A 20773-nucleotide genomic window follows, 5' to 3' on the forward strand; every position below is an offset into this window, starting at 1 on the left:
TACATTTGCAGTCCGTTAGAAATAGCGGGCTTTTTTAGTGAGAAAAAAGCGGTGAAATGCCGATATAGCTCAGCTGGCTAGAGCAGCTGATTTGTAATCAGCAGGTCGTGGGTTCGAGTCCCTCTATCGGCTCGTAAGTTACTGAAAAATAAGGCGGGGGGATACTCAAGCGGCCAACGAGGACAGACTGTAAATCTGTTGGTTTTTACCTTCGCAGGTTCGAATCCTGCTCCCCCCACAACGATTGTTCGTCGGAACAATTTGGGCGGAAGGTTTTTTGAAATATTGAAATCTTTGGATGAAAATCCAAAAAAATGCGGGAGTAGCTCAGTTGGTAGAGCGTCAGCCTTCCAAGCTGAATGTCGCCGGTTCGAACCCGGTCTCCCGCTCAATAAACTTGAATCTTTACAGATACAAGTAGAAAAAGGTTGAAGTTTTGACGAGCTAAGCTTGTAACTTTAAACTCTAAACCTGATAACCCATAGGCCGGTGTAGCTCAGGGGTAGAGCGTTTCCTTGGTAAGGAAGAGGTCACGGGTTCAATTCCCGTCATTGGCTCAAAACGATTTGTACACTAATATAAACTAAGATTAAAATTATTTTAAAATGGCAAAGGAAACTTTTGATCGTTCCAAACCACACTTAAATATTGGTACCATTGGACACGTGGATCACGGTAAAACAACATTGACTGCTGCTATTACCACTGTATTGGCTAACGCTGGTTTGTCCGAGCTTAGAAGCTTTGACTCCATCGATAACGCTCCTGAAGAAAAAGAAAGAGGTATTACTATCAACACTTCGCATGTTGAGTACCAAACTGCTAACCGTCACTACGCACACGTTGACTGTCCTGGTCACGCGGATTACGTAAAGAACATGGTTACTGGTGCTGCTCAGATGGACGGTGCTATTTTGGTGGTTGCTGCAACTGATGGTCCTATGCCACAGACTCGCGAGCACATCCTTCTTGGTCGTCAGGTAGGTATTCCACGTATCGTTGTTTTCTTGAACAAAGTTGACATGGTAGATGATGAGGAGCTATTGGAGCTTGTTGAAATGGAAGTAAGAGAATTGCTTTCTTTCTACGAGTACGATGGTGACAATGGACCTGTAATCGCTGGTTCTGCACTTGGTGCTTTGAACGGTGAGCAAAAATGGGTTGACACTGTTATGGAATTGATGGAAGCTGTGGATAGCTGGATCGAGGAGCCAACACGTGAGGTTGACAAAGACTTCCTAATGCCTATCGAGGACGTATTCACCATTACTGGTCGTGGTACCGTTGCTACTGGTCGTATCGAAACTGGTGTTGCCAATACTGGTGACCCTGTAGATATCATCGGTATGGGTGCTGAGAAGTTGACTTCTACCATTACAGGTGTTGAGATGTTCCGTAAAATATTGGATAGAGGTGAAGCTGGTGATAACGTTGGTCTTCTTTTGAGAGGTATCGAGAAATCCGATATCAAAAGAGGTATGGTAATCTGTAAGCCAGGTTCCGTTAAGCCACACGCCAAATTCAAAGCTGAGGTTTATATCCTTAAAAAAGAAGAAGGTGGTCGTCACACGCCGTTCCACAACAACTACCGTCCACAGTTCTACGTTCGTACAACTGACGTAACAGGAAATATTAACCTTCCTGATGGAGTTGAAATGGTTATGCCTGGTGATAACTTGACAATCACTGTTGATTTGATTCAGCCAATCGCGTTGAACGTGGGTCTACGTTTTGCTATCCGTGAAGGAGGTAGAACAGTAGGAGCTGGTCAGGTTACTGAGATTCTAGATTAATCATTTTTACAATACAATTGCACTCAAGGGTGTTCCGATTTACTCGGGATACCTTTCAGTGTAATTATAAACGGGTGTAGCTCAGTTGGTAGAGCACTGGTCTCCAAAACCAGGTGTCGGGAGTTCGAGTCTCTCCTCCCGTGCGAATAGAAAGACATAGGCATGATGGGATGAAAATCTCTACTAAGACTCCGCTTTGCGCAGTTGAAGCATGCAAGCAAAATACGGTAAATCATGGTCACTTACATAAAAGAATCCTTAGAAGAACTTAAAAACAATGTTACTTGGTTGGAGAGAAGCAAAGCTTCCAATCTAATGGTTATTGTAGCGGTCTTTTCCATCTTGTTCGCTTTGGCCACATGGGGAGTGGATTCTTTGTTCAGTAAGTTGATTACATTGTATTTTGAAAAATTAATAGGATAAAGATCGGTCGATATGTCTGAGGTTCTGGAGAAAAAATGGTATGTGGTTAGAGCGGTCAGTGGTCAGGAAAATAAGATCAAGGGCTATATTGAAAGCGAGGTAGAACGAGCCGGTTTTGGTGACTACCTTGACGAGGTTCTGGTCCCTACCGAAAAAGTTGTTCAGATTAGAAATGGAAAGAAAATAAACAAAGAGCGAGTTTACTTTCCAGGATATATCATGATAAAGGCCAATCTTGGCGGGGAAATGGTCCATATTATCCGTTCCATAACCAATGTTATTGGTTTCTTGGGCGAGGTAAAAGGTGGTGACCCTATTCCTTTGAGGAAATCTGAAGTTAACCGAATGCTCGGTAAAGTGGATGAATTGGCCGTGAATACGGACAATGTTGCAATTCCTTTCGTGCTCGGTGAAACTGTTAAGGTTATTGATGGACCTTTCAACGGATTCAATGGAACTGTTGAAAAAATCAATGAAGAAAAACGCAAGCTGGAGGTAATGGTGAAAATTTTCGGAAGAAAGACACCATTGGAACTCAGCTATATGCAAGTTGAAAAAGTATAAATAGAGCTGTTACATATATAAAGCTGTGTTGCTTCCAATTGACACACTTTGAATTTAATTAGAAACAATGGCAAAAGAAGTAGATAAGGTAGTTAAATTACAAGTTAGGGGAGGTGCTGCGAACCCATCGCCACCGGTTGGACCCGCCTTAGGTGCTGCTGGTGTTAACATCATGGAGTTCTGTAAGCAGTTTAATGCTCGTACACAGGACAAACAAGGCAAAATATTGCCCGTTGTTATCACCGTTTACAAGGACAAATCTTTCGATTTCGTTGTAAAAACACCACCTGCGGCAGTTCAATTGATGGAAGCGGCTAAGATTAAAAAAGGATCGGGAGAACCTAACAGGGTTAAAAATGGTTCAGTTACCTGGGATCAGGTAAAAGCAATCGCCGAGGACAAAATGGCGGACCTTAATGCTTTTACCGTGGAATCTGCAATGAGTATGGTTGCAGGAACTGCAAGATCTATGGGTCTGAAAATAGCAGGACCAAGACCTTTTTAAAATCTGAAAGCAATTAAGAAATGGCAAGATTGACTAAAAAGCAAAAAGAAGCCCAGGCCAAGATAGATAAGAACAAACTCTATACTTTGGAAGAGGCCTCCGCTTTAGTAAAAGAAATAACCAATGTAAAATTTGATGCATCTGTGGATATTGCAGTTCGTCTGGGCGTAGACCCAAGAAAGGCAAACCAAATGGTGCGTGGCGTTGTTACCCTTCCCCATGGAACAGGTAAGGACGTTAAAGTTTTGGCTTTGGTGACCCCGGACAAAGAAGCAGAAGCTAAAGAGGCAGGTGCTGATTTTGTTGGGTTGGACGAATATTTGGATAAAATCAAAAACGGTTGGACGGATGTTGATGTTATCATCACTATGCCAAGTGTTATGGGTAAATTGGGGCCATTGGGACGAGTTTTGGGACCTAGAGGTTTAATGCCCAATCCAAAGACCGGAACCGTAACCATGGATGTGGCAAAAGCCGTATCCGATGTTAAGGCCGGTAAAATCGACTTTAAAGTGGACAAAACAGGTATTGTACACGCTGCAATCGGAAAAGCTTCATTCTCCGCGGACAAAATCGCTGGAAATGCAAGGGAATTGATTGATACCTTGATCAAAATGAAGCCATCCGCTGCAAAAGGGGTGTACATGAAAAGTATCTATCTGTCCAGCACCATGAGTCCTAGTGTTCAATTAGACCCAAAAGCAGTTCAGTAACTGGTAGTTCAATTTTTTTAACATGACAAGAGAAGAAAAAGCAACAGTAATAAAAGACTTGACTGCACAGTTGGCCGATAATCCAAACATTTATTTGGCGGATATATCAGGATTGAATGCCGTGGACACCTCTAACTTAAGAAGAGCGTGTTTCAAGGCTAACATTAAGCTTGCGGTCGTTAAGAACACATTGCTTGCAAAGGCAATGGAGGCTTCTGATAAGGAATTCGGCGAACTTCCCGAAGTTTTGAAAGGAAATACATCTTTGATGTTGTCCGAAACGGGAAATGCACCAGCGAAACTTATCAAGAACTTTAGAAAAAAATCAGATAAACCATTGTTGAAAGGTGCCTTTATTGAAGAGGCAGTGTATATCGGCGATAACAACCTTGATGCACTTGTTAATATCAAGTCCAAGGAAGAAGTTATCGGAGATATCATCGGATTGTTGCAATCCCCAGCCAAAAACGTTATTTCTGGACTTAAGTCTGGTGGCGGTAAATTGGCAGGTATCCTTAAGACTTTGTCTGAGAAAGAATAATTCGCGCACAATAAACTAAGTATATTTTTAAACATTTTTATTAAACGATAGAAAAATGGCAGATTTAAAAGATTTTGCAGAACAGTTGGTAAACCTTACAGTAAAAGAGGTAAATGAGTTGGCCGACATTTTAAAAGAAGAATACGGTATCGAGCCTGCTGCTGCTGCAGTAGCTGTTGCCGCTGGTGGTGGAGCCGCAGAAGGTGGTGAGGCTGCTGAAGAAAAATCAGAATTTGATGTAATCCTTACTGCTGCTGGTGGTTCTAAATTGGCAGTTGTTAAATTGGTGAAAGAATTGACAGGTCTTGGTCTTAAAGAGGCTAAAGATATCGTTGATAGCGCACCAAAAGCTGTTAAAGAAGGTATTTCTAAAGACGAAGCAGAAGGTATCAAAAAATCATTGGAAGAAGCTGGAGCAGAAGTTGAGCTTAAATAATCGCTTTTCCCATTAGAACTTGGTTAAGGTCTTTCCATTTTTGGTTAGACCTTAGCCTATTTATATAAGGAGTGTATAAAGCCGTACACCAACCCACTTAGTAATCACGATCAAAATTTGTCCATAGATGTTCACAAACACTATTGAAAGAGTTAATTTCGCATCCGCTAAGAACATACCGGAATACCCGGATTTCTTGGACATTCAGATAAAATCGTTTCAAGACTTTTTTCAGCTTGAGACTAAATCTGACGAAAGAGGAAACGAAGGTCTCTACAACACCTTCATGGAGAATTTTCCAATCACCGATACCAGAAATCAGTTTGTACTTGAGTTTTTGGATTACTTCATTGATCCACCAAGATACTCCATCCAAGAATGTATCGAGCGTGGACTTACCTATAGCGTACCGTTAAAGGCACGTCTAAAATTATACTGTACCGATCCAGAGCACGAAGATTTTGAAACCATTGTACAGGACGTGTATTTGGGAACCATCCCTTACATGACTCCAAGTGGTACTTTCGTGATCAACGGAGCGGAACGTGTTGTAGTATCCCAGTTGCACAGATCTCCAGGAGTTTTCTTTGGACAATCTTTCCACGCAAACGGGACAAAATTGTATTCGGCCAGGGTAATCCCGTTCAAAGGATCTTGGATCGAGTTCGCCACCGATATCAACTCGGTGATGTATGCCTACATCGATAGGAAGAAAAAATTACCGGTAACCACTTTGTTCCGTGCCATCGGGTTTGAAAGGGACAAGGATATTTTGGAAATCTTCGACCTTTCGGAAGAAGTAAAGGTTTCCAAATCCGGACTTAAAAAAGTATTGGGCCGTAAATTGGCCGCTAGGGTGTTGAACACATGGCATGAGGATTTCGTGGACGAGGATACAGGAGAAGTGGTTTCCATCGAAAGAAACGAAATTGTACTTGATCGTGATACAGTTTTGGAAAAAGAGCATATCGATGAGATCATTGATGCCGATGTGAAGACCATTTTGCTTCACAAGGAAAACAATGCGCAATCCGATTACGCCATCATCCATAACACCTTGCAAAAGGACCCTACCAACTCTGAAAAGGAAGCGGTAGAACATATCTATAGACAATTACGTAATGCCGAGCCGCCAGATGAAGAGACCGCTCGTGGTATTATCGATAAATTGTTCTTCTCCGACCAACGTTACAACTTAGGTGAGGTAGGTCGTTACCGAATGAACAAAAAACTGGGATTGGATATCGGAATGGACAAACAAGTTTTGACCAAAGAAGATATCATCACCATTATTAAATATTTGATCGAGTTGATCAACTCCAAAGCGGAGATTGATGATATCGATCACTTGTCCAACCGTCGTGTTAGAACCGTTGGGGAGCAATTGTCCCAGCAGTTTGGCGTAGGTTTGGCACGTATGGCACGTACCATCCGTGAGCGTATGAACGTTCGTGACAACGAAGTGTTTACACCGATAGATTTGATCAACGCAAAGACATTGTCTTCCGTGATCAATTCTTTCTTCGGAACCAACCAGTTGTCCCAGTTCATGGACCAGACCAACCCGTTGGCCGAGATTACACACAAAAGAAGATTGTCCGCATTGGGGCCAGGTGGTCTTTCCCGTGAAAGAGCCGGTTTCGAGGTGCGTGACGTTCACTATACGCACTACGGAAGATTGTGTCCCATCGAGACACCTGAAGGACCGAACATTGGTTTGATATCTTCATTGTCCGTGTTTGCCAAGGTGAACAATATGGGCTTCTTGGAAACTCCTTATCGTAAAGTAGAGAATGGTAAAGTGGATACTAAAAATCACATTTACCTAAGTGCAGAGGAAGAGGAAGGAATGAAGATTGCCCAAGCCAACATTCCATTGGCAGATGACGGTACCATTGAAAGGGAGAAGGTAATTGCCCGTGAAGAAGGTGATTTCCCGGTTGTGGACCCAACAGAGGTAAAATATACCGACGTTGCGCCTAACCAGATTGCTTCCATTTCCGCATCGTTGATTCCGTTCTTGGAGCACGATGATGCGAACCGTGCGTTGATGGGATCGAACATGATGCGTCAGGCAGTTCCATTGTTGAGACCAGACTCTCCGATTGTAGGTACAGGTCTGGAAAGACAAGTAGCTACCGATTCCCGAGTATTGATCAATGCCGAAGGAGATGGAGTTGTTGAGTATGTGGATGCACAGAAGATCACCATTAAGTACGATAGAACCGATGAAGAAAGGTTGGTAAGCTTTGACGATGACTCGAAGACCTACCAATTGGTGAAGTTCAGAAAAACAAACCAAGGGACCAGTATCAACTTGAAACCAATCGTAAGAAAAGGGGACAAGGTGAAAAAAGGTCAGGTACTTTGTGAAGGTTATGCTACCGAAAAAGGTGAATTGGCCTTGGGTAGAAACATGAAGGTGGCCTTTATGCCTTGGAAAGGATACAACTTTGAGGATGCGATCGTAATCTCTGAAAAAGTGGTGCGCGAGGATATCTTTACCTCTATCCACGTGGATGAGTACTCTCTTGAAGTAAGGGACACCAAATTGGGTGCAGAGGAATTGACAAACGATATTCCAAACGTATCCGAAGAGGCAACAAAGGATTTGGACGAATACGGTATGATCCGTATCGGTGCCGAAGTGAAGCCTGGTGATATCTTGATCGGTAAGATTACTCCTAAAGGAGAATCGGACCCAACTCCAGAAGAAAAATTGTTGCGTGCCATCTTTGGTGATAAGGCAGGTGACGTTAAGGATGCTTCATTGAAAGCTTCTCCATCATTGAGAGGTGTTGTTATCGATAAGAAATTGTTCTCCCGTTCCATCAAGGACAAGAGAAAACGTTCAGAAGATAAAGAGGCCATTTCAAGATTGGAGTTGGACTACGAAGTGAAGTTCCAACAACTTAAAGATGAATTGATCGAGAAGTTGTTTGGATTGATCAGTGGAAAAACATCTCAAGGTGTAATCAATGATTTGGGTGAAGAAGTACTTCCAAAAGGAAAGAAATACACCATCAAAATGTTGAACGCTGTTGACGATTTCGCTCACTTGGTAGGAGGTAGCTGGACAACGGATGACGATACCAATGCTTTGGTAGCCGATTTGTTGCACAACTACAAAATCAAATTGAACGATATTCAAGGTAACCTTAGAAGGGACAAGTTCACCATCTCTGTTGGAGATGAACTTCCTGCAGGTATCATGAAGTTGGCCAAAGTTTATATCGCTAAAAAACGTAAGTTGAAAGTAGGTGATAAAATGGCAGGTCGTCACGGTAACAAAGGTATCGTGGCCCGTATCGTTCGTCAAGAGGATATGCCGTTCTTGGAAGATGGAACCCCAGTGGATATCGTATTGAACCCACTTGGTGTACCTTCAAGGATGAACATTGGTCAGATCTATGAAACCGTATTGGGTTGGGCCGGATTGAAGTTGGGTCAAAAATATGCGACTCCAATTTTCGATGGTGCCTCATTGGATGAAATCAATAAGATTACCGATGAAGCAGGTATTCCAAGATTTGGACACACCTACCTATATGATGGAGGAACAGGTCAGCGTTTTGACCAACGTGCAACCGTTGGTGTCATCTACATGTTGAAACTAGGTCACATGGTAGACGATAAGATGCACGCAAGATCTATTGGGCCATACTCCTTGATCACACAGCAACCATTGGGTGGTAAAGCTCAGTTTGGTGGTCAGCGTTTTGGAGAGATGGAAGTTTGGGCATTGGAAGCTTACGGAGCGTCATCTACCCTTAGGGAGATATTGACCGTTAAGTCCGATGATGTTATCGGAAGAGCCAAGACCTATGAGACCATCGTAAAAGGTGAGACCATGCCAGAACCTGGTTTGCCAGAATCTTTCAACGTATTGATGCACGAACTTAAAGGTTTGGGCTTGGATATCCGTTTGGAAGAGTAGAACACTATATTACATTAATTATATCATCACCATATTGTTATGGCTAGAATAAAAGATAATAACGCACAAAAAAGGTTCAACAAAATTTCCATCGGATTGGCATCTCCAGAGTCGATTTTGGCAGAGTCCCGTGGAGAAGTGTTGAAGCCTGAAACCATTAACTATAGAACGCACAAACCAGAGCGTGATGGATTGTTCTGCGAGCGTATTTTTGGTCCTGTAAAGGATTACGAATGTGCCTGTGGTAAATACAAGAGAATCCGTTACCGTGGAATCGTTTGTGACCGTTGTGGTGTTGAAGTGACGGAAAAGAAAGTACGTAGGGACCGTGTGGGACACATCAATTTGGTGGTTCCCGTAGCACACATCTGGTACTTCCGTTCGTTGCCGAACAAAATAGGATACCTTTTGGGATTGCCTTCCAAAAAGTTGGACATGATCATCTACTACGAAAGGTATGTGGTCATCCAGCCCGGTATTGCCAAAGGTCCAGAAGGTGAGGAAATCCAAAAAATGGATTTCTTGACCGAAGAGGAATACTTGAACATATTGGAAACGCTTCCTTCCGAGAACCAATACTTGGAGGACAACGATCCAAACAAGTTCATCGCCAAAATGGGTGCCGAGTGTTTGATAGAGATCTTGTCCAGAATCGATTTGGAACAATTGTCCTACGAACTACGTCACAAGGCGAACACAGAAACCTCTAAACAACGTAAGACCGAGGCCCTGAAACGTCTTCAGGTAGTGGAAGCTTTGCGTGAGTCGCAAGGAAATCGGGAGAACAACCCTGAGTGGATGATCATGAAGGTAATTCCTGTGATCCCACCAGAATTGCGTCCGTTGGTGCCGTTGGACGGGGGTCGTTTTGCGACTTCCGATTTGAACGACCTGTACCGTAGGGTAATCATCCGTAACAACCGTTTGAAGCGTTTGATGGAAATCAAGGCGCCCGAGGTGATCTTGAGGAACGAAAAACGTATGCTTCAAGAAGCGGTGGATTCCCTTTTCGATAACACAAGAAAGGCATCTGCGGTAAAAACAGAATCAAACAGGCCATTGAAATCCCTTTCCGATTCCTTGAAAGGTAAGCAAGGTCGTTTCCGTCAAAACCTTTTGGGTAAACGTGTGGATTACTCCGCCCGTTCCGTAATCGTCGTTGGGCCGGAATTGAAATTGTACGAATGTGGTCTTCCCAAAGATATGGCCGCCGAGCTGTACAAGCCTTTCATCATCCGTAAGTTGATTGAAAGAGGTATTGTAAAGACCGTTAAATCTGCGAAAAAGATTATAGACAAGAAAGAGCCCGTAGTATGGGACATTCTTGAAAACGTCCTTAAAGGACACCCAGTATTGTTGAACCGTGCCCCCACATTGCACAGATTGGGTATACAAGCGTTCCAGCCAAAACTTATCGAAGGTAAGGCGATTCGTTTGCACCCATTGGCATGTACCGCATTTAACGCGGATTTTGATGGGGATCAGATGGCAGTTCACTTGCCATTGGGACCAGAGGCCATTTTGGAAGCCCAATTGTTGATGTTGGCTTCACAGAACATCCTTAACCCAGCGAACGGTTCTCCTATCACCGTACCATCTCAGGACATGGTTTTGGGATTGTACTATATGACCAAGGAGAAAAAATCTACCGAAGAGGAACCTGTAATGGGTGAAGGTTTGACCTTCTATTCTTCCGAGGAAGTGGAAATTGCCTTTAATGAGAAGAAAGTTTCGCTGAACGCGGGCATTAAGGTAAGAACCAAAGATTTTAACGAAGAAGGTGAGTTGGTCAACAAAATTATTGAGACCACAGTGGGTCGTGTATTGTTCAACACTGTAGTGCCAGAACAAGCAGGATTCATCAACCAAGTATTGAACAAGAAGGCCCTAAGGAATATTATCGGGGACATTTTGGCTGTGACCGATGTACCGACAACAGCCGATTTCTTGGACAAAATCAAGGCCATGGGATACGATTTCGCCTTTAAAGGTGGTCTATCCTTTAGTTTGGGAGATATCATCATTCCAGCGGAAAAGCAGGATATGATCAGCGAGGCAAACGAGCAGGTCGATGGTATCATGATGAACTATAACATGGGTCTTATCACCAACAACGAGCGTTACAACCAGGTAATCGATGTTTGGACATCTACCAACGCTATGTTGACCGAATTGGCGATGAAACGAATCCGTGAGGACAAGCAAGGGTTCAACTCCGTGTATATGATGTTGGATTCCGGTGCGAGGGGTTCCAAAGAGCAGATCCGTCAGTTGACCGGTATGCGTGGATTGATGGCCAAGCCTAAAAAATCTACCGCTGGTGGTGGTGAAATTATCGAAAACCCGATTCTTTCCAACTTTAAAGAAGGATTGTCGATTTTGGAATACTTTATCTCTACCCACGGTGCGCGTAAAGGTCTTGCGGATACCGCTTTGAAAACGGCGGATGCAGGTTACTTGACCAGACGTTTGGTAGATGTTTCGCAGGATGTTATCGTTAACAGCGAAGACTGTGAAACCTTGAGGGGTATCGAAGTGGAGCCATTGAAGAAAAATGAGGAAATTGTTGAAACCTTAGGTGAAAGAATCTTGGGTAGGGTATCGTTGCACGATGTGTACAACCCATTGACCGAGGAGCTTATCCTAAGAGCTGGACAAGAGATCAATGAGGTCGATGTAAGACGTGTTGAAGCTGCTCCAATTGAGAAAATCGAAGTAAGATCACCGTTGACCTGTGAGGCTGAACAAGGAATTTGTGCAAAATGTTACGGTAGAAACCTCGCGACCAACAAAATGGTACAAAGGGGTGAAGCTGTTGGTGTTGTAGCCGCGCAATCCATTGGAGAGCCCGGTACACAGCTGACATTGCGTACCTTCCACGTGGGTGGTATTGCAGGTAACATATCAGAGGACAACAAGTTGGAGTCCAAATTCGATGGTATTGCAGAGATTGAAGATCTAAGGGTCGTTGAAAGTGAAAACAGTGATGGTAGCAAAACCAACATTGTAATTTCCAGAACTTCCGAAGTTAAGATCGTTGATCAAAAAACAGGAATTACCCTAAGCACAAATAACATTCCTTATGGTTCTCAGTTGTATATCAAGGACGGCGAGAAAATATCCAAAGGAACCGTAATCTGTGAATGGGATCCATATAACGGTGTTATCGTTTCTGAGTTTACAGGAAAGATTGCATACGAGAATATTGAGCAGGGTGTAACCTATCAAGTTGAAATCGATGAACAGACCGGTTTCCAAGAAAAGGTTATTTCCGAATCTAGGAACAAAAAACTGATACCTACCTTGTTGATACAAGATGGTAAAGGTGAAACATTACGTTCGTACAACTTGCCAGTTGGTTCCCACCTTATGATTGATGATGGAGACAAGGTGAAGGAAGGCAAGATCTTGGTGAAAATCCCACGTAAATCTGCCAAGGCAGGGGATATTACCGGTGGTCTTCCAAGGGTGACCGAGCTTTTCGAAGCACGTAACCCATCCAACCCAGCAGTGGTATCCGAAATCGATGGTGTGGTTTCTTTTGGTAAGATCAAACGTGGTAACCGCGAGATCATTATCGAATCCAAGACTGGCGATGTCAAAAAGTACTTGGTCAAATTGTCCAACCAAATCTTGGTACAGGAGAATGACTACGTACGTGCAGGTATGCCATTGTCCGATGGTTCCATTACACCAGAAGACATCTTGGCCATTAAAGGACCATCTGCGGTACAGCAATACTTGGTGAACGAGGTACAGGAAGTATACCGTTTGCAAGGTGTGAAAATCAACGACAAACACTTTGAGGTCGTTGTAAGACAAATGATGCGAAAGGTTAAGATCCAAGATCCAGGAGATACGATCTTCTTGGAGAACCAGTTGGTACACAAAGATGACTTTATCAATGAAAACGATGAGATTTTCGGTAAAAAAGTGGTCGAGGATGCCGGTGATTCCGAAAGATTGAAACCAGGTCAAATCGTAACTATCCGTGAACTAAGGGATGAAAACTCTATTCTAAGAAGAGAGGACAAGACCTTGGTTACCGCAAGGGACGCTGTTGCTGCAACAGCGACACCGATTTTGCAGGGTATTACCAGAGCATCGTTGCAGACCAAATCCTTTATTTCGGCTGCATCGTTCCAAGAAACTACCAAAGTGTTGAACGAAGCTGCGGTAAGCGGTAAGATCGATACCTTGGAAGGATTGAAGGAAAATGTTATTGTAGGACATAAGATTCCGGCCGGTACAGGTATGAGGGATTATGATAGTATCATCGTAGGTTCCAAAGAGGAGTACGATGAGATCATGGCCCGAAAAGAGGAATTCAAATTCTAAATAAAAACAAACCCTGGCCAGTTGGTCAGGGTTTTTCTTTTTAAGACGAGATTACGTTATGGCAGAAGAAAATAAAAAGCAAAAACAGATCAATATAGAGTTGGATGAAAAAACGGCAGAAGGAACATATTCCAATCTGGCCATTATCAACCACTCCGTTTCCGAGTTCGTTGTGGACTTTATTAGCCTAATGCCCGGAGCGCCCAAGGCCAAGGTGAAGAGCAGGATAATACTGACGCCCCAGCACGCCAAAAAGCTATTGAAGGCACTGAATGATAATGTCAGTAAGTTTGAAAAAGTACACGGACCTATTCAGGATTACGAGCAACCAGCAATTCCCCTGAACTTTGGACCTACTGGTGAAGCATAAAAAAAGCCCCGAAAATCGGGGCTTTTCTATTTCTTTATTTCAACCAACCTTTTTGGAAAGCCTTTTTTGAGAAGAAAATCAGGTAAATTCCTATAAAGACAACTACAATTGGCATGGCATAAGTAGAAGGTCCAAAAGCTTCCACTGCATTGGAGATGAACAACCAATGGAAGAATTGGGCCACAGCGGCGAACAAGGAAATTGCAAAAAGTGTGATTGCCCATTTTTTGCGTACCAAAAGACCAATGGAGGCCAATGTTCCTGAAAAAACGGCAATGGCAAAAGCAGCAGTTGCCCAAGCGGGAATGCCCTCAAAAGCTTCGCGTTGGACTTGGTCCATACCTTCCAATAGCGCCACTTGGTTATAGGCTTGATTGAGATAGTTCATCACCCCGATAAGATTCCACAAAAGAGCGATTACGCTCACCACCCAGAACCAAACAGGCGGTTTAACAGAAGTCATCATAATTAGATTATTTATTGGTTACGTTAATCAATGTACGAAAAAAAGTCATTCGGTGATTGTAACCAATTCTTTTACAGTGGTGTACTGTTCATTCCAAGGTGGCCCAAAGCTATTCAAACTCCGAGGTGTAGTGCAGTTTTACCGATGGATATTTTTGTTGTGTCATCTGTAGCGAAAAAGGGGAGTCTGCCAAAAATACCAGCTGCCCTTTTTTGTCCGTGGCCAAAAACTTCTGCTTTACCCGTTTGAATTCTTGGAACTCCTCACTTTTTTCATCCTCTGGTTCTACCCAACAAGCCTTGTGCACCGGAAAGTTCTCGTAGGTACATTTGGCCCCGTATTCGTGCTCCAATCGATACTGGATTACCTCGTATTGCAAGGCTCCAACAGTACCGATGACTTTCCTTCCGTTCATTTCCAAGGTAAACAACTGGGCCACTCCTTCGTCCATGAGCTGGTCGATTCCTTTGTACAATTGTTTGGCCTTCATGGGGTCCGCATTGTTGATATACCTAAAATGTTCCGGAGAAAAGCTTGGGATTCCCTTATAATGCAATTCTTCCCCGCTGGTCAATGTATCCCCTATCTTAAAATTTCCCGTATCATGAAGACCGACAATATCGCCTGGGAAAGAAATATCCACAATCTCCTTTTTCTCGGCAAAAAAGGCATTGGGGCTCGAAAATTTGAGTTTTTTGCCCTGCCTTACATGCAGATAGGGCGTATTTCGTTCAAACGTACCGGATACGATTTTTACAAACGCCAAACGATCTCGGTGTTTAGGGTCCATATTGGCGTGTATCTTAAAGACAAAGCCGGAAAAATCCTTTTCGTTGGCCATGACCAATCGTTCCTCTGCTTTTTTGGGCCTGGGAGACGGTGCAATGTTCACAAAGCAATCCAATAACTCGCGAACCCCAAAATTGTTCAGGGCAGAGCCAAAAAACACTGGTTGAAGCTCACTCTTCAAATAGGCTTCCTTATCGAACTCAGGATATACACCAGCCACCAGTTCCAGATTGCCGCGAAGCTCTTCGGCAGCCTTGGTGCCAATAATTTTTTCAAGTTCAGGGTTGTCCAAATTATCAAAAGCAATCGTCTCCTCGATGTTTTTTTTGCTGTTTCCGCTAAAAAGGTTGATGTTTTTCTCGTAGATGTTGTAGATGCCCTTGAAGTCGTAGCCCATACCAATGGGGAAACTTAACGGGGTTACCGTCAGGCCCAATTTTTGTTCCACTTCGTCCAAAAGATCAAAAGCATCCTTTCCCTCACGGTCCAATTTGTTGATAAAGACAATCATCGGAATATTGCGCATTCGGCAAACCTCCACCAACTTTTCCGTTTGCTCCTCCACACCTTTGGCCACATCGATTACAACAATAACACTGTCCACGGCGGTAAGCGTACGGAAGGTGTCCTCTGCAAAATCCTTGTGCCCTGGAGTATCCAGAATATTGATTTTTTTGTCCTTATAAATAAAGGCCAAAACGGAAGTCGCTACCGAAATCCCTCTCTGGCGCTCAATTTCCATAAAGTCGCTCGTGGCGGATTTTTTGATTTTATTGCTTTTTACCGCACCCGCTTCCTGAATGGCACCACCGAACAAGAGCAATTTTTCGGTCAAGGTGGTTTTCCCCGCATCAGGGTGGGATATGATACCAAAAGTTCTTCGTTTAGCTATTTCCTTTTCAAATTCCATCAACAAAAATTTCGGCAAAAATAGGGGAATTATATCTTTTGTCACTCATTTTGGCAATGATTCGGGATTGTTGATATTATTGCAAAAAAATCAAACAATAAAAGCCGCAAAGTCCAAAAAAGAGAAGTATTTTTCGCCCGTTTTATGTTCACTGACCATTCTTTCCAAAGATTATCCGTTTGCAAAATATACAGATGAGGTAAATAATGATGAGGAATACGCCTTTTATCGATAAAAATAGGAGGTGTAGGTCAAATGGTTTAATTATGTGACCGATTGTTTGATGTGTGTTGAATGACATGTGAACAATAAAACCAGATAGGAAAACCCCAATTTTCTTACAATTACGAGAACCTCCTGTTGCCATGGTGATTAGTTGACCAAAACTTATCATTTATGGAGAACATTACTTTTGTGAGACTAAAGAGCATCTTGGTCCAAAATATCAGCGCCATTCTTTTGCTATTGGTATTTGGACTTGGTTCCTCGTTTAGTACTGCACCTCTTTATAATTCCAATATCAACATTTCTGAATTGTCCATTGATGGCAAGAAATACCATTCTGATTTTTCTTTATGGAGAATCACAGGTTTGTGGAATCCTAATACCATTCAAATATTCCAAACAGATGTAGATGGGGACGGGGTAACGTGTGACCAAGAAAATAAAGATGGCACGAACCCAAATGACCCCTGCGATTTTATTTTGGAACATCAGGACTGTTCTCCTTCGGATGCATGGAAACAAGCGGACTGTGACGGCGACGGAGTGAGCAATGGAAAAGAAAAGCAAGATGGCACGAACCCAAATGATCCCTGCGATTTTATTTTGGAACATCAGGACTGTTCTCCTTCGGATGCATGGAAAAAAGCGGACTGCGATGGCGACGGAGTGAGCAATGGAAAAGAAAAGCAAGATGGCACGGATCCCTTGGACCCCTGCGATTTTATTTTGGAACATCAGGACTGTTCTCCTTCGGATGCATGGAAAAAAGCGGACTGTGACGGCGACGGAGTGAGCAATGGAAAGGAAAAGAAAGATGGCACTGATCCATTGGACCCCTGTGATTTTATTTTGGAGCACCAAGACTGTTCCCCTTCAGATGCTTGGAAAAAAGCGGATTGCGACGGCGACGGAGTGAGCAATGGAAAGGAAAAGGAAGATGGCACGGATCCCTTGGATCCCTGCGATTTCATTTTGGAGCACCAGGACTGTTCCCCTTCAGATGCTTGGAAAAAAGCGGATTGTGATGGTGATGGTGTCACCAACGAAGATGAAAAAGAGGACGGCACGGACCCATTGGATCCTTGCGATTATAATCCTGAAAGTGTGACCTTACCAAGAAGTGGGGACTACCTAACCGTGGATTGTGATGGTGATGGTGTCACCAATGAAGATGAGGAGAAAGATGGCACTGACCCTCAGGATTCCTGTGATTTTGTACTTGATAGCCAAACTGTAGATCCTTCGTCCACTTGGAACAGTTCCGATTGTGATGGCGATGGTGTTACCAACGAGGATGAAAAGAAGGACGGCACGGACCCATTAGACCCTTGCGATTACAACGCGGAAAGTGTGACCTTGCCTCAAACGGCAGATTGGAAGACCCTTGATTGTGATGGTGACGGTAATCCGAATGGAACAGACCCTGACCCCTTGGTCGCCAATGCAAGTGATGATTACGGTGCTACTCCGGCTCTTACGGAAGTTGCCATAAACATTTTGGAGAATGACGACTACCTTCCCAATAATGATGCAAATAATATTGGGGTTACCAACTTGACAAGGATTGGTGGAGACGCACAGGGAATTGTTTTTTTTGATAATGAAACAGGTTTTGTAAACTATACTCCGGTACAATCAGAATCAAATACTACGGTTGCTATAATGTATCAGGTTTGCAATGTGGCACTTGACCCAAGTGTTTGTGCCACTGCGACCATTTATGTAGAGATTGGTGCCAACACGCTAGATGCAGTTGATGACGAATACACGACGACCGCAGATGAAGACGGTACCATTGCTGATAGTGATGTACTTTCCAACGACACCCTGAACGGTGGAGCAATCACTCTGGCCGATGTCATCCTGAGCTCCACACCAACCGACCAACTTACCATCAATGCGGACGGCAGCGTAACGGTAGCGGAAGGAGTACAGGCAGGGACCTATACCATTGAATACACGATATGTGAAGCTGCCAATACGGATAATTGCGATACGGCCACTGTTACCGTCGAGGTAATGGAAAGGACCGGCAAAGTTATCGATGCAGTGGATGACGGATACACGACGACCGCAGGTGAAGACGGAACCATTGCTGATAGTGATGTACTTTCCAACGACACCCTGAACGGTGGAGCAATCACTCTGGCCGATGTCATCCTGAGCTCCACACCAACCGACCAACTTACCATCAATGTGGACGGCAGCGTAACGGTGGCCGAAGGATTACAGCCAGGGACCTATACCATTGAATACACGATATGTGAAGCGGCCAATACGGATAATTGCGATACGGCCACTGTTACCGTCGAGGTAATGGAAGGGACCGGCAACGTTATCGATGCAGTTGATGACGAATACACGGCGACCGCAGGTGAGGACGGGACCATTGCTGACAGCGATGTACTTTCCAACGATTCACTTAACGGTATGGCAATCACTCTGGCCGATGTCATCCTGAGTTCCACACCAACCGACCAACTTACCATCAATGCGGACGGTAGCGTAACGGTAGCGGAAGGAGTACAGGCAGGGACCTATACCATTGAATACACGATATGTGAAGCTGCCAATACGGATAATTGCGATACGGCCACTGTTACCGTCGAGGTAATGGAAAGGACCGGCAAAGTTATCGATGCAGTGGATGACGGATACACGACGACCGCAGGTGAAGACGGAACCATTGCTGATAGTGATGTACTTTCCAACGACACCCTGAACGGTGGAGCAATCACTCTGGCCGATGTCATCCTGAGCTCCACACCAACCGACCAACTTACCATCAATGCGGACGGTAGCGTAACGATAGCGGAAGGAGTACAGGCTGGGACCTATACCATTGAATACACGATTTGCGATGTTACGGATATCGATAACTGTGATACGGCAACCGTGACCGTTGTGGTCAACGAAAGTGGAAATATCATTGACGCAGTGGGGGACGAATATTCCATTTCTGGCACCAATGGAGGAACAATTCCAAACAGTAATGTACTGGATAATGATACGTTGAACGGAGAACCGGTCAATGCATCAGAAGTTATATTGACGCCAGACCCGACGAATGAATTGACCATCAACGAAGATGGGAGCGTCACGGTGACACCAGGTACCCCCGTAGGCTCCTATATTATTAAATATACGATTTGTGAGGTCGCTGATCCAACCAATTGTGATACGACCACGGTACTTGTTGAGGTATTGGAAGGAACTGTCAATGTTATCGATGCAGTGAACGATAGTTACAATGCTGGAACTGTGGGAGGAACAATTCCAAATAGCGATGTCTTGGATAACGATACTCTGAACGGAGAACCGATTGACCTTGCCGATGTCATCCTGACTTCGACACCGACCAATGAGCTAAGAGTGAACGAGGACGGTAGTGTAACTGTTACTCCGGGAACAGAATCAGGAACCTATACGATTGAATATACCATTTGTGAAGCTGTAAATACGGATAATTGCGATACGGCCACGGTAAGGGTAGTAGTGGAGGCCATTGAAGTCAACCAGATGCTTACGCCCAATGGAGATTTGAAAAATGACTTCTTGTTTATTCGGGGAGTGGAATACATCAAATCCAGCACCCTTAAAATATTCAACCGATGGGGTACTTTGGTATTTGAAGGCAAGGACTACGATAATGTCAGCAATGTATTTGATGGTAGGGTAAGGGGCAAATCAGCCTTGAGTGTCAACGATTACCTTCCGGCAGGGGTGTATTTTTATATATTTAATTATCAGACCGAACAAGGAAGTTTTACGGACTCCGAATACATTTATATAAGCAGATAAGGAATTGATAGAATGATAAAGAAACATATTTTAATTACGCTATTGTTTATTGGAATTGTATCCACGGGTGCCATGGCCCAGCAAGATGCCCAGTACACGCAATATATGTACAATACATTGAGTGTAAATCCGGCCTATGCAGGATCTAGGGGACAGCTTAGCTTTGCCGCATTGTACCGATCACAATGGGTGGGTCTGGACGGTGCTCCAGAAACCTTTACCTTAAATCTCCACTCGCCCATTAGGAACAGTCGTTTGGGTTACGGTATTTCCGTTGTAAACGATAATATTGGGGATGGTGTGGTGCAGGAAACGTATTTGGATGCGGTGGTATCCTACACCATCGATGTTTCTATGGATGCCAAGTTGTCCTTTGGTTTAAAAGCGGGCGGTAATATGTTAAGTCTGGACTTCAGTGGGTTGAGGAATTTTGATGAGGAAGTAGTAAACCAAAATAACATTGACAATAGGTTCACCCCTAATTTTGGGCTAGGTATATACTATCATACGGATAAGTTTTATGCTGGGGTATCCGCTCCCAACGTATTGGAATCGGAATACTTTGATAACGATAATACCGACGACGGTGTAAATTTTCTGTCAGCGGAACGAATGAACCTTTATCTCATCACCGGTTATGTTTTTGATTTGGGCGCAGACCTTCAGTTTAAACCTGCACTGCTTACAAAAGCTGTTGGTGGCGCACCATTACAGGTCGACCTTTCCGCCAGTTTTTTGTTCGCCAATAAATTTAGTTTTGGAGCGGCCTATCGTTGGGATGCAGCGGTCAGCGGACTTGTTGGGTTTCAGGTAACCGACCAAATTATGCTGGGACTGGCCTATGATCGCGAAACAACGGAATTGGGCGGAACACAGTTCAATGATGGCTCTTTCGAAGTTTTCTTAAGATTGGAATTGTTGAAATCCTTCCAAAGAACCATATCACCACGATTCTTTTAATA

At 43.8% G+C, this 20773-nt stretch carries 14 protein-coding genes and 5 tRNA genes; 17 read left to right on the plus strand and 2 right to left on the minus strand.

The window, feature by feature from the left end; genetic code table 11:
* The first annotated feature begins 58 nt into the window (after positions 1 to 58).
* The 15 genes from SD449_RS08350 to SD449_RS08420 all read left to right on the plus strand — a co-directional run bounded on the left by SD449_RS08350 (position 59) and on the right by SD449_RS08420 (position 13620).
* Positions 59 to 132, plus strand: a tRNA-Thr gene (locus SD449_RS08350).
* 23 nt (positions 133 to 155) lie between these two features.
* Positions 156 to 238, plus strand: a tRNA-Tyr gene (locus SD449_RS08355).
* Positions 239 to 316: 78 nt separating this feature from the next.
* A tRNA-Gly gene (locus tag SD449_RS08360) sits at positions 317 to 389 on the plus strand.
* Between the two features lie 96 nt (positions 390 to 485).
* Positions 486 to 557: transfer RNA gene (locus SD449_RS08365), tRNA-Thr, on the plus strand.
* A 48-nt stretch (positions 558 to 605) separates the two neighbouring features.
* On the plus strand, positions 606 to 1793 hold the full coding sequence (tuf, locus tag SD449_RS08370) for an elongation factor Tu (protein WP_318309922.1): 1188 nt from the start codon (positions 606 to 608) through the stop codon (positions 1791 to 1793).
* A gap of 70 nt (positions 1794 to 1863) precedes the next feature.
* Positions 1864 to 1936 (plus strand) — tRNA-Trp (locus SD449_RS08375).
* Between the two features lie 91 nt (positions 1937 to 2027).
* On the plus strand, positions 2028 to 2216 hold the full coding sequence (gene secE, locus SD449_RS08380; protein WP_220114146.1) for a preprotein translocase subunit SecE: 189 nt from the start codon (positions 2028 to 2030) through the stop codon (positions 2214 to 2216).
* Positions 2217 to 2228: 12 nt separating this feature from the next.
* Positions 2229 to 2780 carry a transcription termination/antitermination protein NusG gene (gene nusG / locus SD449_RS08385; protein ID WP_127140999.1) on the plus strand — a complete coding sequence of 184 codons (552 nt, stop codon included), beginning with the start codon at positions 2229 to 2231 and terminating at the stop codon, positions 2778 to 2780.
* A gap of 67 nt (positions 2781 to 2847) precedes the next feature.
* Positions 2848 to 3285 (plus strand): 50S ribosomal protein L11, encoded by a 438-nt coding sequence (gene rplK, locus SD449_RS08390; RefSeq protein WP_318309927.1) that lies wholly within the window; start codon positions 2848 to 2850, stop codon positions 3283 to 3285.
* A gap of 20 nt (positions 3286 to 3305) precedes the next feature.
* Entirely contained in the window at positions 3306 to 3998 is a 693-nt protein-coding gene (gene rplA, locus SD449_RS08395) for a 50S ribosomal protein L1 (RefSeq protein ID WP_318309928.1), read from the plus strand.
* Between the two features lie 22 nt (positions 3999 to 4020).
* Entirely contained in the window at positions 4021 to 4539 is a 519-nt protein-coding gene (gene rplJ / locus SD449_RS08400; RefSeq protein WP_108247117.1) for a 50S ribosomal protein L10, read from the plus strand.
* Positions 4540 to 4594: 55 nt separating this feature from the next.
* On the plus strand, positions 4595 to 4975 hold the full coding sequence (gene rplL / locus SD449_RS08405; RefSeq protein WP_207033363.1) for a 50S ribosomal protein L7/L12: 381 nt from the start codon (positions 4595 to 4597) through the stop codon (positions 4973 to 4975).
* A 127-nt stretch (positions 4976 to 5102) separates the two neighbouring features.
* Positions 5103 to 8912 carry a DNA-directed RNA polymerase subunit beta gene (rpoB, locus tag SD449_RS08410; RefSeq protein ID WP_207033361.1) on the plus strand — a complete coding sequence of 1270 codons (3810 nt, stop codon included), beginning with the start codon at positions 5103 to 5105 and terminating at the stop codon, positions 8910 to 8912.
* Between the two features lie 39 nt (positions 8913 to 8951).
* A complete protein-coding gene (gene rpoC / locus SD449_RS08415) occupies positions 8952 to 13250 on the plus strand; it encodes a DNA-directed RNA polymerase subunit beta' (protein WP_318309931.1) in 4299 nt (1432 codons plus the stop codon).
* Positions 13251 to 13308: 58 nt separating this feature from the next.
* The gene (locus tag SD449_RS08420) at positions 13309 to 13620 is read left to right on the plus strand and encodes a DUF3467 domain-containing protein (RefSeq protein WP_318309933.1); all 312 of its coding nucleotides are present in this window, start codon (positions 13309 to 13311) and stop codon (positions 13618 to 13620) included.
* A gap of 34 nt (positions 13621 to 13654) precedes the next feature.
* Here SD449_RS08420 and SD449_RS08425 read toward each other — a convergent pair whose 3' ends face one another.
* Positions 13655 to 14086: a hypothetical protein gene (locus SD449_RS08425; protein WP_318309934.1), complete on the minus strand. Its 432-nt coding sequence runs from the start codon at positions 14084 to 14086 to the stop codon at positions 13655 to 13657.
* A 109-nt stretch (positions 14087 to 14195) separates the two neighbouring features.
* Positions 14196 to 15785 (minus strand): peptide chain release factor 3, encoded by a 1590-nt coding sequence (locus tag SD449_RS08430; protein WP_318309936.1) that lies wholly within the window; start codon positions 15783 to 15785, stop codon positions 14196 to 14198.
* Positions 15786 to 16181: 396 nt separating this feature from the next.
* Between SD449_RS08430 and SD449_RS08435 the strand changes: the two genes are divergently transcribed.
* Together SD449_RS08435 and SD449_RS08440 are read left to right on the plus strand one after the other, a co-directional pair.
* On the plus strand, positions 16182 to 19811 hold the full coding sequence (locus SD449_RS08435) for a T9SS type B sorting domain-containing protein (RefSeq protein ID WP_318309938.1): 3630 nt from the start codon (positions 16182 to 16184) through the stop codon (positions 19809 to 19811).
* A 12-nt stretch (positions 19812 to 19823) separates the two neighbouring features.
* Positions 19824 to 20771 carry a PorP/SprF family type IX secretion system membrane protein gene (locus SD449_RS08440; RefSeq protein WP_318309940.1) on the plus strand — a complete coding sequence of 316 codons (948 nt, stop codon included), beginning with the start codon at positions 19824 to 19826 and terminating at the stop codon, positions 20769 to 20771.
* Positions 20772 to 20773 lie beyond the last annotated feature (2 nt).

The sequence above is a fragment of the Flagellimonas crocea genome (assembly GCF_033441595.1).
In the GTDB taxonomy this organism is placed as follows: domain Bacteria; phylum Bacteroidota; class Bacteroidia; order Flavobacteriales; family Flavobacteriaceae; genus Flagellimonas; species Flagellimonas crocea.

Excerpts from the sequence above, each read along its gene's own strand:
- SD449_RS08440 (WP_318309940.1), top strand. The coding sequence starts at position 19,824 with ATGATAAAGAAACATATTTTAATTACGCTATTGTTTATTGGAATTGTA.
- SD449_RS08435 (WP_318309938.1), top strand. The coding sequence starts at position 16,182 with ATGGAGAACATTACTTTTGTGAGACTAAAGAGCATCTTGGTCCAAAAT.
- rplA (WP_318309928.1), top strand. The coding sequence starts at position 3,306 with ATGGCAAGATTGACTAAAAAGCAAAAAGAAGCCCAGGCCAAGATAGAT.
- rplJ (WP_108247117.1), top strand. The coding sequence starts at position 4,021 with ATGACAAGAGAAGAAAAAGCAACAGTAATAAAAGACTTGACTGCACAG.
- tuf (WP_318309922.1), top strand. The coding sequence starts at position 606 with ATGGCAAAGGAAACTTTTGATCGTTCCAAACCACACTTAAATATTGGT.
- rpoC (WP_318309931.1), top strand. The coding sequence starts at position 8,952 with ATGGCTAGAATAAAAGATAATAACGCACAAAAAAGGTTCAACAAAATT.
- SD449_RS08430 (WP_318309936.1), bottom strand. The coding sequence starts at position 15,785 with ATGGAATTTGAAAAGGAAATAGCTAAACGAAGAACTTTTGGTATCATA.
- rpoB (WP_207033361.1), top strand. The coding sequence starts at position 5,103 with ATGTTCACAAACACTATTGAAAGAGTTAATTTCGCATCCGCTAAGAAC.
- SD449_RS08425 (WP_318309934.1), bottom strand. The coding sequence starts at position 14,086 with ATGATGACTTCTGTTAAACCGCCTGTTTGGTTCTGGGTGGTGAGCGTA.
- SD449_RS08420 (WP_318309933.1), top strand. The coding sequence starts at position 13,309 with ATGGCAGAAGAAAATAAAAAGCAAAAACAGATCAATATAGAGTTGGAT.
- nusG (WP_127140999.1), top strand. The coding sequence starts at position 2,229 with ATGTCTGAGGTTCTGGAGAAAAAATGGTATGTGGTTAGAGCGGTCAGT.
- rplK (WP_318309927.1), top strand. The coding sequence starts at position 2,848 with ATGGCAAAAGAAGTAGATAAGGTAGTTAAATTACAAGTTAGGGGAGGT.
- rplL (WP_207033363.1), top strand. The coding sequence starts at position 4,595 with ATGGCAGATTTAAAAGATTTTGCAGAACAGTTGGTAAACCTTACAGTA.
- secE (WP_220114146.1), top strand. The coding sequence starts at position 2,028 with ATGGTCACTTACATAAAAGAATCCTTAGAAGAACTTAAAAACAATGTT.